The organism is Klebsiella sp. JB_Kp031, from assembly GCF_040064295.1.
GTDB classification, from domain to species: Bacteria; Pseudomonadota; Gammaproteobacteria; order Enterobacterales; family Enterobacteriaceae; genus Klebsiella; species Klebsiella quasipneumoniae.
Map to the genome: position 1 here is coordinate 14372 of NZ_JBEAJW010000002.1, position 14068 is coordinate 28439.

Annotated in this window: 14 protein-coding genes; 8 read left to right on the top strand and 6 right to left on the bottom strand. The window is 58.6% G+C overall.

The features are described from left to right. Positions 1-80 precede the first annotated feature (80 nt). The 4 genes from ABLV64_RS02085 to benD are packed head-to-tail and all read left to right on the top strand — an operon-like array spanning position 81 to position 3757. Entirely contained in the window at positions 81-1463 is a 1383-nt protein-coding gene (locus tag ABLV64_RS02085; RefSeq protein WP_348842936.1) for a Rieske 2Fe-2S domain-containing protein, read from the top strand. Further along, positions 1463-1948 (top strand): benzoate 1,2-dioxygenase small subunit, encoded by a 486-nt coding sequence (gene benB / locus ABLV64_RS02090; RefSeq protein WP_004202692.1) that lies wholly within the window; start codon positions 1463-1465, stop codon positions 1946-1948. The genes ABLV64_RS02085 and benB overlap by 1 nt, the downstream gene beginning before the upstream one ends. A gap of 9 nt (positions 1949-1957) precedes the next feature. After that, positions 1958-2974, top strand: a complete 1017-nt coding sequence (gene benC, locus ABLV64_RS02095) for a benzoate 1,2-dioxygenase electron transfer component BenC (RefSeq protein WP_334041421.1) — start codon at positions 1958-1960, stop codon at positions 2972-2974. Positions 2975-2983: 9 nt separating this feature from the next. After that, entirely contained in the window at positions 2984-3757 is a 774-nt protein-coding gene (benD, locus tag ABLV64_RS02100; protein ID WP_080846765.1) for a benzoate diol dehydrogenase BenD, read from the top strand. On the opposite strand, the gene yddG is transcribed toward benD, so the two are convergent. Then, the gene (yddG, locus tag ABLV64_RS02105) at positions 3754-4632 is read right to left on the bottom strand and encodes an aromatic amino acid DMT transporter YddG (RefSeq protein ID WP_032456120.1); all 879 of its coding nucleotides are present in this window, start codon (positions 4630-4632) and stop codon (positions 3754-3756) included. The two genes, benD and yddG, sit on opposite strands and share 4 nt — an antisense overlap. A 225-nt stretch (positions 4633-4857) precedes the next feature. Here yddG and fdnG point away from each other — a divergent pair, with 225 nt between their 5' ends. Genes fdnG through fdnI form a run of 3 tightly spaced genes read left to right on the top strand, consistent with a single transcriptional unit; the run spans position 4858 to position 9450 of the window. Further along, positions 4858-7905 carry a formate dehydrogenase-N subunit alpha gene (fdnG, locus tag ABLV64_RS02110; protein WP_087847586.1) on the top strand — a complete coding sequence of 1016 codons (3048 nt, stop codon included), beginning with the start codon at positions 4858-4860 and terminating at the stop codon, positions 7903-7905. An 11-nt stretch (positions 7906-7916) separates the two neighbouring features. Next, positions 7917-8801 (top strand): formate dehydrogenase subunit beta, encoded by an 885-nt coding sequence (fdxH, locus tag ABLV64_RS02115; protein ID WP_057215499.1) that lies wholly within the window; start codon positions 7917-7919, stop codon positions 8799-8801. Next, the gene (gene fdnI / locus ABLV64_RS02120) at positions 8794-9450 is read left to right on the top strand and encodes a formate dehydrogenase-N subunit gamma (RefSeq protein WP_004202678.1); all 657 of its coding nucleotides are present in this window, start codon (positions 8794-8796) and stop codon (positions 9448-9450) included. The genes fdxH and fdnI overlap by 8 nt, the downstream gene beginning before the upstream one ends. A 52-nt stretch (positions 9451-9502) precedes the next feature. Here fdnI and ABLV64_RS02125 read toward each other — a convergent pair whose 3' ends face one another. From ABLV64_RS02125 to ABLV64_RS02140, 4 genes are all read right to left on the bottom strand, one after another. Then, positions 9503-9829, bottom strand: coding sequence for a CcdB family protein (locus ABLV64_RS02125; RefSeq protein WP_004202676.1), 327 nt, complete (start codon positions 9827-9829; stop codon positions 9503-9505). Further along, entirely contained in the window at positions 9826-10011 is a 186-nt protein-coding gene (locus tag ABLV64_RS02130; RefSeq protein WP_004202675.1) for a hypothetical protein, read from the bottom strand. Before ABLV64_RS02130 ends, ABLV64_RS02125 begins: the two co-directional genes overlap by 4 nt. Positions 10012-10188: 177 nt before the next feature. Further along, a complete protein-coding gene (gene ppk2, locus ABLV64_RS02135) occupies positions 10189-11007 on the bottom strand; it encodes a polyphosphate kinase 2 (RefSeq protein ID WP_004202673.1) in 819 nt (272 codons plus the stop codon). A gap of 85 nt (positions 11008-11092) precedes the next feature. Further along, complete coding sequence (locus ABLV64_RS02140) at positions 11093-11530, bottom strand: VOC family protein (RefSeq protein WP_217324859.1); 438 nt, start codon at positions 11528-11530, stop codon at positions 11093-11095. 278 nt (positions 11531-11808) lie between these two features. On the opposite strand from ABLV64_RS02140, the gene araJ reads away from it, so the two are divergent. Continuing rightward, the gene (araJ, locus tag ABLV64_RS02145; protein WP_023318362.1) at positions 11809-12963 is read left to right on the top strand and encodes an MFS transporter AraJ; all 1155 of its coding nucleotides are present in this window, start codon (positions 11809-11811) and stop codon (positions 12961-12963) included. Between the two features lie 6 nt (positions 12964-12969). Here araJ and ABLV64_RS02150 read toward each other — a convergent pair whose 3' ends face one another. Further along, a complete protein-coding gene (locus ABLV64_RS02150; protein ID WP_004202667.1) occupies positions 12970-14061 on the bottom strand; it encodes an alkylhydroperoxidase domain protein in 1092 nt (363 codons plus the stop codon). Positions 14062-14068: the final 7 nt, after the last annotated feature.

The window sequence follows — 14068 nt, forward strand, 5'->3', positions numbered from 1 at the left end:
GCCCGGGCCAGACATTGCACCTGAAAGCTAACAATTCACCCGGTTTATTTCATCCTGAATACCGCAGGAGGGACTGACTCATGCAAAAAACGCTATCAGCGCTTAAAGACAAAATTAACAACGCCTTAATTGTCGATCGTGAAAATCATATTTACCGCTGCCACCGGTCGATATTTACCGACCCGCAGCTGTTTGAATTTGAAATGAAGCATATCTTCGAAGGTAACTGGGTATTTCTCGCCCATGAAAGCCAAATTGCCGAACCGGGTGATTATTATACCCTGACGCTGGGGCGTCAGCCGGTGATTATTACCCGCGATAAAAAGCATGAGCTGCATGCGTTAATTAACAGCTGCGCTCATCGCGGCGCCATGTTATGTCGACGGAAAACCGGGAATAAAAACTCTTTTACCTGTCCGTTTCACGGCTGGACCTTCAGCAATAACGGCAAATTATTAAAAGCCAAAGATGAAAGCACCGGCGCTTATCCTGACACCTTCAAACAGGAAGGATCTCACGACCTGCAAAAGCTGCCGCGTTTTCAGTCCTATCGCGGTTTTTTATTCGGTAGCCTCAATGCCGACTTGCAGCCGCTGGAAGCCTATCTCGGGGAAACTTGTAAAATCATCGATCTGATCGTCGACCAGGCGCCGGAGGGGCTGGAAGTGCTCAAGGGTTCGTCGAGCTACGTTTACGAAGGCAACTGGAAGCTGGGCGCGGAGAACGGCGCTGATGGCTACCATGTCAGCGTAGTGCACTGGAACTACGCCTCCACCATGTCACGCCGCAACTATGAAGCGCAAGGCACCCATGCGGTGGACGCCAACGGCTGGTCAAAAAGCCTCGGCGGCGGCTACGGATTTGATAACGGCCATATGCTGCTGTGGACCCGGGCGCTGAACCCGGAGGTGCGCCCGGTGTATGCCCATCGCGAGCGTCTGCAGGCGGAATTCGGCGAACGGCGCGCCGACCAGATGGTCAACGAAACCCGCAACCTATGCCTGTACCCCAACGTCTATCTGATGGATCAATTCTCCACCCAGATCCGCGTCATTCGTCCGCTGGCGGTGGACAAAACCGAAGTCACTATCTGGTGCTTTGCCCCGAAGGGGGAATCCGACCAGGCGCGGGCCCTGCGTATCCGCCAGTATGAAGATTTCTTTAACGTTAGCGGGATGGGCACCCCGGACGATCTCGAAGAGTTCAGCGCCTGTCAGCGCGGCTATCTCGGTGAAAATCTGGCGTGGAGCGATCTCAGCCGCGGCGCGCTGCGCTGGGTCGATGGTCCGGATGAGCATGCGCAGCACGCCGGATTTAATCCGCGCTTAAGCGGCGTGAAATCGGAGGACGAGGCGCTGTACATCGCCCATCACCATCACTGGCAGACGCTGATGCTCGCGGCGATTGAACAAGAGCAGCAGCGCTATGACCAGTCGATCACCCAGCGTGTGGAGGTGGCCTGATGCTGAACCTCGAACAGGTACGCCAGTTTCTCTATCACGAAGCCCGTCTGCTGGATGACCGTCAGTGGGATGAATGGCTCAGCTGCTACAGCCCGCAGGTGATCTACTGGATGCCGGCGTGGGGCGACGACGATCAGCTGACGCGCGACCCGCAAAAAGAGATTTCGCTTATCTACTATCCCAACCGGGAAGGGCTGGAGGATCGCGTCTACCGCATTAAAACCGAGCGCTCCGGGGCCAGCACGCCGGAGCCGCGGACCACCCATATCATCAGCAACGTCGAACTGCTGGGGGAGAGCGACGAGGGGCTGGAGGTGCGTTACAGCTGGGTGACCTGGAGCCACCGCTATCAGCACACCGATGCCTTTTTCGGCGCCACCTGCTGCACGCTGACCGAGCAGGACGGCCGGCCGCAGATCGTGCGCAAAACCGTGCGCCTGAATAACGACTATATCCGTCAGGTGATTGACGTTTACCACATTTAAGAGGCGCCTATGACCTTCACTATTGCTCTTAATTTTGAGGACGGTATCACCCGCTTTATTCAATGCCATGCCGGAGAGAAAGTCCTGGATGCTGCCTATCGGCAGAAGGTGAATCTGCCGATGGACTGCTCGGAAGGCGTGTGCGGCACCTGCAAATGCCACTGCGCCAGCGGGGAATACGATCTCGGCGAGGAGTATCTCGACGAGGCGTTAAGCGATGAGGAAGCGCAGGCCCGCCAGGTGCTGACCTGCCAGATGGTGCCCACCAGCGACTGCGTTGTCGATGTGCCGGTGGCCGCCGCGCAGTGTAAAACCGCCTTGACGAACACCGGGGCGCAGGTGCGACAGGTGAATTGTCTGTCCGATACCGCCATCGAGCTGGTGGTCGCCCTCGATGAGCCGCTGGACTTCCTGGCGGGGCAGTACGTCAACATTCAGGTGCCAGGCACGCCGCACGTTCGCGCCTATTCCTTCAGCTCCCGGCCAGGCTCGGCAGAAGGGCGTTTCCTGATCCGTAACGTGCCCGGCGGCATGATGAGCCAGTGGTTAACCCTGCAGGCGCGGCCCGGGGATCGTCTTACCCTCAGCGGCCCGATGGGCAGCTTCTATCTGCGCCACGGCGAACGTCCGCTGCTGATGCTGGCCGGCGGTACCGGGCTGGCGCCGCTGCTCTCCATGCTCGAGACCTTGCAGGCGCAGAACGCCGCGCGCCCGGTGACCCTGATGTATGGCGTCACGCGCGACGCGGATCTGGTGAAGACCGAGGCGCTGGAGGCATTCCGTCAGCAGTTAACCCACTTTCGCTGGCTACCGGTAGTGGCGGAGGAAAACAGTCCTTGCCAGCAGCGCGGCTTCGTCACCGATCATCTTGACGACGCCATGCTGAATAATGGCGAGGTCGATATCTACCTTTGCGGACCGCCGCCGATGGTCAACGCGGTCGCCACGGCGCTGCGTGAGCGAGGGATCACCCCGGCGGGCTTCTGGTACGAGAAATTTATCGCCAGCCAGAGCGCGGCGGCATAAGGAGGCAGTATGCGTTTTAGCGATAAAGTGGTCGCCATCACCGGCGCGGCCCAGGGCATTGGCCGACAAACCGCGGAGCAGGCGGCTGCGGAAGGCGCGGCTCTGCTGCTCATCGATCGTTCGCCCTGGGTGCATGAGCTGGCGGCGACGCTGGCTCAGTCCGGCAGTCAGGTGCTGGCGCTGGAGGCGGACCTGGAACAGTGGCCGAGCGCCGAGCAGGCGTTTGCCGACGGGGTGGCGCATTTTGGCCGCATCGATGTGTTAATCAATAACGTCGGGGGGACCATTTGGGCGCGGCCGTTTGCCGAATATCAACCGGAGCAGATTGAGAAAGAGATCCGCCGCTCGCTGTTTCCTACCCTGTGGGGCTGCCGCGCGGCGCTGCCGTGGATGCTGAAGCAGGGCAAAGGCTGCATCGTCAATATCTCGTCGGTGGCGACAGCAGGGATCAACCGGGTGCCTTATTCGGCGGCGAAGGGAGGTGTGAATGCGCTGACCCGGTCGATTGCCATGGAGTACAGCGGCAGCGGTATTCGGATTAACGCCGTCGCACCGGGCGGGACGGAGGCGCCGCCGCGCCTGACGCCGCGTAACGACGAGCAGCCCAGTGAACAGGAGAAGGCGTGGTATCAGCAGGTGGTCGATCAGACGGTGGCCAGCAGTCTGATGCACCGCTACGGCACGCTGGCGGAACAGGCAAACGCGATCCTGTTTCTCGCCAGCGATGAGGCCAGCTATATCACCGGCGTCACCCTCCCGGTGGCGGGCGGCGATCTCGGCTAACGGCGGGTCGCGTACCAGCAGAGCAGGGAGCCGAGACACACCATCCCGGCCCCCTGCCAGAACGACCATGATAGCGCGGCGCTAAGCAGGATCGCCGCCAGCGCGGAGGAGAGCACCGGCGTGAAGTAGGAGGCCGCCGCCAGCAGGCTGACGTTACCGTGGAGGATCCCCACGTTCCACGCGGCGTAGGCCAAACCGAGCGCCACCGCTACCGTCAGCAGCTTGATGCTGACCGGCCAGCTGAAGACCATCGGCGGCTGCGGCGTGGCGAGAAACTTCAGCCACAGCGTCAGCGCGGTTAACAGGACGAACAGGGTAATGGCATTTTTGCCACGGGCATATTTGGCCGTTACCGTGCAGTAGGCCGCCCAGATAAAGGCGCCGATAAAGGCCAGCAGATAGCTGAGCGGACTGGAGATGACGTTGCTGATAATCTCCTCCAGCTGCAGGCCGTGCTCGCCCCCCAACACCCAGCCGACGCCAAGCAGGGCGAGAAGCAAACCGGGGATCACCAGCCAGCTGCTTTTCTGACCATTAAACAGGATGGCGAACAGGATGGTCAGGCTGGGCCACAGATAATTGACCATCCCCACCTCAATGGCCTGTTGACGGCTGGCGGCATAGCCCAGGGACAGCGCGAGGCAGATTTCATAGCTGACGAACAGCACGCTGCCGGCCAGCAGATAGCGGCGCGGGATCTGGCGCAGGTTGGGAAAACCAACGGTAAAAATCAGCAGCAGGCCGCTGAGGCTGTAAATCATCGCCGCGCCGCCGACCGGGCCCAGTCCTTCGCTGACGCCGCGAATCAATCCGACCATCGTGCTCCATAAAATAATGGCGGCGAAGCCGATAGTCGTGGCTCTCTTTTTCTCCATGCTTATCCTGAGGGTTACGCGAATGCAGCCGGCATATATATCATCTTTTGACCGCCGCGGGGCGAAATTTTCCGACATGGGTAACCCCTGGGGATTAGTGAAAACGGCCGCGGCTGGCGATTAAGGGGGAGTGGGTTTTGCTCCTTGATTTGACGCAAATTTTCCCGGGATTTTGCTGTTAGTTTCCTCCGCGCGATGAATCAACATCCTGCATGGAGGAATGCAATGGACGTCAGCCGCAGAAAGTTCTTTAAGATCTGCGCAGGCGGTATGGCCGGAACCACAGCTGCCGCCCTGGGCTTTGCCCCCAAAATGGCGCTGGCTCAGGCACGCAACTACAAATTGCTGCGTGCGAAAGAGATCCGCAACACCTGCACTTACTGCTCCGTTGGCTGCGGGCTATTAATGTATAGCCTCGGCGACGGCGCGAAAAACGCCAAAGAAGCGATTTACCATATCGAAGGAGATCCGGACCATCCGGTGAGCCGCGGCGCGCTATGCCCGAAAGGCGCCGGCCTGCTGGACTATGTCCACAGTGATAACCGCCTGCGCTACCCGGAGTACCGCGCCCCGGGATCCGATAAATGGCAGCGACTCTCCTGGGATGAAGCCTTCAGCCGCATTGCCCGGCTGATGAAAGCCGACCGCGACGCCAACTTTATGGAAAAGAACGAGCAGGGCGTAACGGTTAACCGCTGGCTTTCCACCGGTATGCTGTGCGCTTCGGCGGCGAGTAATGAGACCGGCATGCTGACGCAAAAATTTGTGCGATCGCTCGGCATGCTGGCGGTAGACAACCAGGCGCGCGTCTGACACGGACCAACGGTAGCAAGTCTTGCTCCAACATTTGGTCGCGGTGCGATGACTAACCACTGGGTGGATATCAAAAACGCGAACGTCGTGGTGGTGATGGGCGGTAACGCCGCGGAAGCCCACCCGGTGGGATTCCGCTGGGCGATGGAGGCGAAGAACAACAACGACGCCACGCTTATCGTCGTCGACCCGCGCTTTACGCGCACTGCGTCGGTGGCCGATATCTATGCGCCGATTCGCTCCGGTACCGACATTACCTTCCTGTCGGGGGTGCTGCTGTACCTGATCGAACATAACAAAATCAATGCCGAGTACGTGAAGCACTACACCAACGCCAGCCTGCTGGTGCGGGATGATTTTGCCTTCGAAGAGGGGCTGTTCAGCGGCTATGATGCGGACAAACGCCAGTATGATAAATCGTCCTGGAACTACCAGTTCGATGAAAACGGCTACGCTAAACGCGATGAGACGCTAAGCCATCCGCGCTGCGTGTGGAATCTGCTGAAGCAGCACGTTTCCCGTTACACGCCAGAGGTGGTCGAAAACATCTGCGGTACGCCGAAAGCAGACTTCCTCAAGGTGTGCGATGTGCTGGCCTCAACCAGCGCCGCCGATCGCACCACCACCTTCCTGTATGCCCTGGGCTGGACGCAGCACACCGTCGGCGCGCAGAACATTCGCACCATGGCGATGATCCAATTGCTGCTCGGCAATATGGGCATGGCCGGCGGTGGCGTGAATGCCCTGCGCGGTCACTCTAATATTCAGGGGCTGACCGACCTTGGCCTGCTGTCTACCAGCCTGCCAGGCTACCTGACCCTGCCTTCTGAAAAGCAGCCGGATCTGCAGACGTACCTGGCGGCCAACACGCCAAAAGCGACCCTGCCGGACCAGGTGAACTACTGGAGCAACTACCCGAAATTCTTTGTCAGCCTGATGAAATCCTTCTACGGCGAGGCGGCGCAAAAAGAGAACGACTGGGGCTTTGAGTGGTTACCAAAGTGGGACCAGGCTTACGACGTTATCAAATACTTCAACATGATGGATAACGGCAAAGTCACTGGCTATATCTGCCAGGGCTTTAACCCGGTCGCGTCCTTCCCGGACAAAAACAAAGTGGTTCGCAGCCTGAGCAAGCTGAAGTATATGGTGGTTATCGATCCGCTGGTCACCGAAACTTCCACTTTCTGGCAGAACCACGGCGAGTCTAATGACGTCGACCCGTCGACGATTCAGACGGAAGTCTTCCGCCTGCCATCGACCTGCTTTGCTGAAGAGGACGGTTCGATCGCTAACTCTGGCCGCTGGCTGCAGTGGCACTGGAAAGGTCAGGATGCCCCAGGTGAAGCACGTAACGACGGCGAGATCCTGGCCGGGATTTACCATCGCCTGCGCGAACTGTACCGCACCGAAGGCGGGAAAGGCGCTGAGCCGCTGCTGAAGATGAGCTGGCGCTATAAGCAGCCGGACCATCCGGAATCGGAAGAAGTCGCGAAAGAGAACAACGGCTACGCATTGGCGGATCTTTATGACGCCAACGGCACCCTGGTGGCGAAAAAAGGCCAGCTGCTGAACAGCTTCGCGCTGCTGCGTGACGACGGGACGACGGCGTCTTCCTGTTGGATCTATGCCGGCAGCTGGACGGAGCAGGGCAACCAGATGGCGAATCGCGATAATGCCGACCCTTCGGGTCTGGGCAATACGCTGGGCTGGGCCTGGGCGTGGCCGCTTAATCGCCGGGTGCTCTATAACCGCGCTTCGGCCGATATCAACGGCAAGCCGTGGGATGCGAAGCGGATGCTGATCCAGTGGAACGGCAGCAAGTGGGTCGGGAATGATATTCCGGACTTCAATACCGCGCCGCCGGGGAGTAACACCGGGCCATTTATCATGCAGCAGGAGGGGCTGGGTCGCCTGTTCGCGCTGGATAAGCTGGCGGAAGGACCGTTCCCGGAACACTACGAGCCGATGGAAACCCCGCTTGGCACTAACCCGCTGCACCCGAAGGTGGTCTCCAGCCCGGTGGTGCGTTTGTATGAAGAGGACGCCATCCGCTTAGGTAAGAAGGATAAGTTCCCGTATGTCGGGACCACCTATCGTCTGACCGAGCATTTCCATACCTGGACCAAGCATGCGCTGCTCAATTCCATCGCGCAGCCGGAACAGTTTGTCGAAATTAGCGAAGGGCTGGCAAAAGCGAAAGGGATTGCCAACGGCGACCGGGTGAAAGTCAGCAGCCAGCGCGGCTTTATTCGCGCGGTAGCGGTGGTGACGCGTCGCCTGCAAACGCTCAACGTCAACGGCCAGCAGGTGGAGACCGTCGGGATCCCGCTGCACTGGGGTTTTGAAGGCGTGGCTCGCAAAGGCTATATCGCTAACACCCTGACGCCGAACGTTGGCGATTCCAACTCGCAAACGCCGGAATATAAGGCGTTTCTGGTCAACATCGAGAAAGCGTAAGGAGCGATTCAATGGCGATGGAAACACAAGACATTATTAAACGCTCCGCGACCAACCCGATCACCCCCGCGCCGCGCGCGAGGGACCATAAGGCGGAAGTCGCCAAGCTTATCGATGTCTCCTCCTGCGTGGGCTGTAAAGCCTGCCAGGTGGCCTGCTCCGAGTGGAATGACATCCGCGATGACGTGGGGCACTGCGTCGGGGTGTACGATAACCCGGCGGATCTTAGCGCCAAATCCTGGACGGTAATGCGCTTTAGCGAGACCGAACAGAACGGCAAGCTGGAGTGGCTTATCCGCAAGGATGGTTGTATGCACTGCGCAGAGCCGGGGTGTCTGAAGGCCTGCCCATCCGCCGGGGCGATTATTCAGTACGCCAATGGCATCGTCGATTTCCAGCAGGAAAACTGCATCGGCTGCGGCTACTGCATTGCTGGCTGTCCGTTTAACGTACCGCGTCTCAATAAAGAGGATAACCGGGTCTATAAATGCACCCTGTGCGTGGACCGGGTCAGCGTCGGTCAGGAACCGGCGTGCGTGAAAACCTGTCCTACCGGCGCGATCCACTTCGGCACGAAAAAAGAGATGCTTGAGGTGGCCGAGGAGCGGGTGGCTAAGCTGAAAAAACGCGGTTATGCCAGGGCCGGGATTTACAACCCGCAGGGCGTCGGCGGCACCCACGTGATGTACGTATTGCATCATGCCGACCAGCCTGAGCTGTATCACAAGCTGCCGAAGGAACCGCAGATCGATACCAGTATCAATCTGTGGAAGGGGGCGCTGAAGCCGCTGTCGGCGGTGGGCTTTATCGCCACCTTTGCCGGGCTTATCTATCACTACATCGGTATCGGGCCGAACAAGGAAGTTGACGACGACGAGGAGGAGCATGATGAGTAAATCGAAGATGATAGTGCGCACGACCTTTATCGATCGCGCCTGTCACTGGACGGTGGTTATCTGTTTCTTCCTCGTGGCGCTGTCGGGAATATCGTTTTTCTTCCCGACGCTGCAGTGGCTGACCGAAACCTTCGGTACCCCGCAGATGGGGCGTATTCTGCACCCCTTCTTTGGCGTGCTGATTTTTGTCGCCCTGATGTTTATGTTCGTTCGTTTTGTCCACCACAACATCCCGGATAAACAGGATATTCCGTGGCTGAAAGGTATCGTCGAGGTGCTGAAAGGCAACGAGCATAAGGTGGCGCGCGTCGGTAAATATAACGCCGGGCAGAAGATGATGTTCTGGACCATCATGAGCATGATTTTCGTGCTGCTGGTGACCGGGGTGATTATCTGGCGGCCCTGGTTTGCCCAATATTTCCCGATTCCGGTGATTCGCTATAGCCTGCTGATACACGCCACTTCGGCCATTATTCTGATCCACGCCATCCTTATCCATATGTATATGGCGTTCTGGGTGAAGGGGTCGATTAAGGGGATGATTGAAGGCAAAGTCAGCCGCCGCTGGGCGAAGAAACACCACCCGCGCTGGTATCGCGATGTCGAACGCCTTGAAGCGATGAAAGAGAGTCGCGAAGGGATGAAGTAAGCCTTCACGGCGCGAAACCCGCTCCGGAGATGTCGGAGCGGGTTCCCGGCAGTCAGCAGTTCGTGATAAGTGTATCGATTGAATCGATAACGCCCTGGCGCGCATGACTCAGATTGCAGACGAAATCCTGTGGCTGGATCCGTTTATTATTTAAGTTACTGATCATTGGCGTACAAAGTAAAAAGCTGTCAAATTCAATATTTATCCTTGGTACGACATGCTGATGCCAGCGTGGTAACTGTTGTGGTCGCATTAAAGGAATAATGACTCTCGTGGCCAGGTCTGCATAATAATCATTCTGCACAATCATATAATATGGCAGGGTTTTATTTGTCTGAGCAGAACAATTTCGATAAACATTGAATTGTTCAAGCATCATAGTACCCTGAAAAATTCATCATCAGTAAGAGTGCCTCCTTTTGCAATAAATTCATTCATTGCGGCAATGAATTCCTTGTGCTGTCTCTGTTTATCTGCTTCTCGTAAATCCTTACCTGGCTGTACTGACACCTTCTGGACGGGTACGTCAGTGGGTCTTTTACGTAGCGTATTACTTTTCATCATAGGCTCCTTGCGGTTGGTTCTGTGATTATTCACTTTACTCACTAAAAGATAAATGCCAGCAGTAATTTTAATGTTTATTTTGCGAGGCAGCTTCCAGAGGAAAGTAACCGCCTGAAATATTAATGGTTATAGTAATAAACCCGGCGCTGGTATTACCAGCGCGGCGGGAAATAATCAGAACTTCTCCGGAATAAAGCGGAAGGGAAAATTGGTCTGTTTCATTTTACCAATTTTGCGCTTCGGCAGCGTGACATGCTCCACTGGCAAGGCTTCGTAGGGGATCTGCGACAGCAGGTGGGTGATGATATTCAGACGCACCCGCTTTTTATCCTCGGAGCGGGCGACGAACCACGGCGCCCAGGCGGTGTCGGTAGCGGCGAACATGGCGTCGCGGGCGGCGGTATATTCATCCCAGCGATTGAAAGACTTGATGTCCATCGGCGAGAGCTTCCAGATCTTGCGCCCGTCGTCGATGCGATCCCGCAGGCGCCGCTCCTGCTCCTGCGGGGAGACCTCCAGCCAGTACTTGAGCAGGATAATGCCCGACTCGACCATGCCGCGCTCCACCATCGGCGCGCCGTCGAGAAATTTCTGCACCTCCTCCGGGGTACAAAAGCCCATCACGCGTTCGACGCCGGCGCGGTTGTACCAGCTGCGATCGAAAATCACGATTTCCCCAGCCGCCGGGAGATGCTTGATATAGCGCTGAAAATAGAGCTGACTTTTCTCGCGTTCGGTGGGCGAGGGTAAGGCGACGACCCGGAAGATACGCGGGCTGACGCGCTCGGTGATCGCCTTAATGGTGCCGCCTTTGCCGGCGCCGTCCCGGCCTTCAAAGACGATGCACACCTTCAACCCTTTATGCACCACCCAGCGCTGCAGTTTCACCAGCTCCACGTGGAGCTTGCGCAACGCCTTCTCATACGCTTTATTGTCAAGCGGGGCGATCTTCACCGCCGCGTCGACCGGATTACCGCTTTTCTTATTACCCATCGCCATGCTCCGTGTTGCCGAGGTATCCCTTTGAAGTGTAATCCTTCACCGGCGAGGCGGTGGAAAATATTCCGCCCGGGACGGGTTAGCGGGCGCTCCCCGCGGCGATGACTTCCAGTCCCACCCGCTGCCCCCACGACAGCTCAAGGGTGTTACCGTCCGGGTCGGCAAAGAAAGCGAAATAGCCTACCGGATCGCCCAACTGCTCCGGTTCCCGACGCAAAACGCCTTCCCGCCGCACCTGAGCGACTTTCTCATCGATCTCCGCCTGGGTGGCGCAGGCGACGCCGAGATGGCCGAACGGACCCAGCGGCGTGTCGGCAGGGTCATCACTTTGCACCAGCACCAGGGCGAAAGGTCGGGTGCGATCGCTGAGCCATGCCACTTTACGCGCCGAGGGGAGGTCGGGTTCGCGCTGGTGAATAACGGTCATCGCCGTATAGCGGGTATAAAAATCGATGCTGCTGGCCAGACAGCGGACGGTAAAGGCGACATGGGTAAAGCCGACATCAACATTTTGCATGGATGATTCTCCCGAGGTGAACGATGTCTCGACTTTACAACCTCAAGTTAACTTGAGATCAATCCGCGATGTCTCCCTGCGTGCCCACCAATTTTTACAGGGGATTATCCACCGCCAGGCGCCTCTGCCGTCGGCAGGAAAGCCAACAGTGGCGCTGGCGAGCGCATGAACGAATCAGGCCGTTATATGGAGGATACTGCCGTCGGGCGTTTTTAGCTGGTGTGGCGAGGCGGGATGGTCAATAATGCCGGCCGTCTCTCAATACCCCTATAAGATGTATGAAAAAAACGATCTTTTCATTGGCGCTGGGCACTTTCGGACTCGGCATGGCGGAATTTGGCATTATGGGCGTGCTGCCGGACATGGCGCGCGATGTCGGGATTTCCATTCCCGCCGCCGGCAATATGATTGCCTGGTATGCCTTCGGCGTGGTGATCGGCGCACCGATCATGGCGTTGCTCTCCAGTCGGTTTTCGTTGAAATCGGTGATGCTGTTTCTCGCCGCCCTGTGCATTCTCGGCAATACCCTGTTTACCTTCTCCAGTAGCTACGCCATGCTGGCGCTAGGCCGGCTGGTTTCCGGGTTTCCCCACGGGGCGTTCTTTGGCGTCGGCGCGATTATCCTGTCGAAAATCGCGCCGCCAGGGAAGGTGACCGCCGCGGTGGCCGGGATGATTGGCGGCATGACGATCGCTAATCTGGTGGGCGTCCCGGGTGGCACCTGGCTTGGGCATCACTTTAGCTGGCGCTATACCTTCGCGCTTATCGCGGTGTTTAACGTCGCGGTGTTTCTGGCCATCTTCTGCTGGGTGCCCACGCTGTATGACCGGGCCAGCACGCGGCTGCGCGAGCAGTTCCGTTTTCTGGCTTCCCCGGCGCCGTGGCTGATTTTTGCCGCCACCATGTTCGGTAACGCCGGGGTGTTCGCGTGGTTTAGCTATATCAAGCCCTTTATGCTCAACGTCTCCGGCTTTGCCGAAAGCCGGATGATGCTGATTATGATGCTGGCGGGGCTGGGTATGGTGGTTGGCAATCTGTTCAGCGGTAAAATTTCCGGGCGCTACAGTCCGCTGCGCATCGCGGCCATGACTGACGGGGCGATCGCCGTGACGCTGCTGCTGATCTTTGCCTTCGGGGAGCATAAAGTCGCTTCGCTGACGCTGGCGTTTTTCTGCTGTGCCGGGCTGTTTGCCCTGTCGGCGCCGCTGCAGATCCTGCTGCTGCAGAACGCCAAAGGCGGTGAGATGCTGGGGGCGGCAGGGGGGCAGATCGCCTTTAACCTCGGGAGCGCCATCGGCGCCTTCTGCGGCGGAATGATGATTGCCCAGGGCTTCGGCTGGAACAGCGTGGCGCTTCCCGCCGCCACGCTGTCGTTTCTGGCGATGAGCGCCTTGCTCATCTACGGTCGCCATCAGCGCCGACAGGCTTGCTAACGACGCTTACTCACGCCAGGGTTCGCCGAGCGTCAGCATCAGCCGGTTGGCCCAGGCGAAAAAGGCCGCTGACTGCAGCAGATCCAGCTGGGCCAGGGTATCTAAGCCCTGCTCATCAAGCGCAGCCAGATGGCTGGCTTTCAGCGCGGGCGGCGTCACCGACAGCGCGGCGGCGGCATCGATCTCCGCCTGCCAGCGCGGCGACTGCCCGCCGCGCAGATCTTCTCCCGGCGTCACCGCCAGCAGCGTGTCGACGGCGGTCTCGTCCTTCGCCAGTTGCGCCGCTTTGCGGGCATGCACCGAGGCGCAGTAAATACAGCCATTGATTTTACTGGCCACCGTGGCGGCCAGTTCACGTTCGGCGCGCGGCAATCCCCCTGGGGTATAGAAAATGCCTTTATCAGTCAGCGTCCGCTGCTCCAGCACTGGCTGGTTGCGCGCCAGCAGGCGGAAGTAAGGCGAATCGCTATGGCCATATTTTGCCAGGATCGCCTGTTCTTCAGGACTAAATTCCGCCAGCGGTTTATCCGCCAGCCAGGGTTCCCAATGCAGTTCATCACGGGTGAAACGCACCGGGGCCGCTTTGCCGCTCTGAGTTTGTGGGGTGGTGTGCCAGTACCCGGCCACCACCGGTGTGTCGGCGCTGACGATGGGCTGATGGTTGAGCGCCCGCAGGCCCAGCAGCAGGCGGCTTTGGAAGCCGATAAAGGCCACCAGCTGCGCCAGGGTGACGATGCCCCGCAGGCTCCAGCCTGCTTTTGTCAGAGCGTGCAGCGCGGCGGGGGTCGCTTCGACAGGAGTGAAGGTCAGCAGGCGGGCAAAGGCCAGCGCCGGAACCAGACGGTCCGTGGTCGGGTCGGCAAGGCCGAAGCCGGCATAGTGCGCCGCCAGCGCGTCCGCCTGGTGCAATTTCGCCACCTTCGCGGCCACGGCGAAGCGTTCATCAAGAGGAAAGTCAGTATCCTGCTGGCTGAACAGCACTTCATAACTTCCCTGGGCGTGACGGGTGGCGGCGTCGCGGATTGCGCGCGCCTGATCGAGCGGGGAACCGATGGCGATCTCCGCCAGTTCGGCCAGAATATCCTGACTCAGCGTCATGGTGACT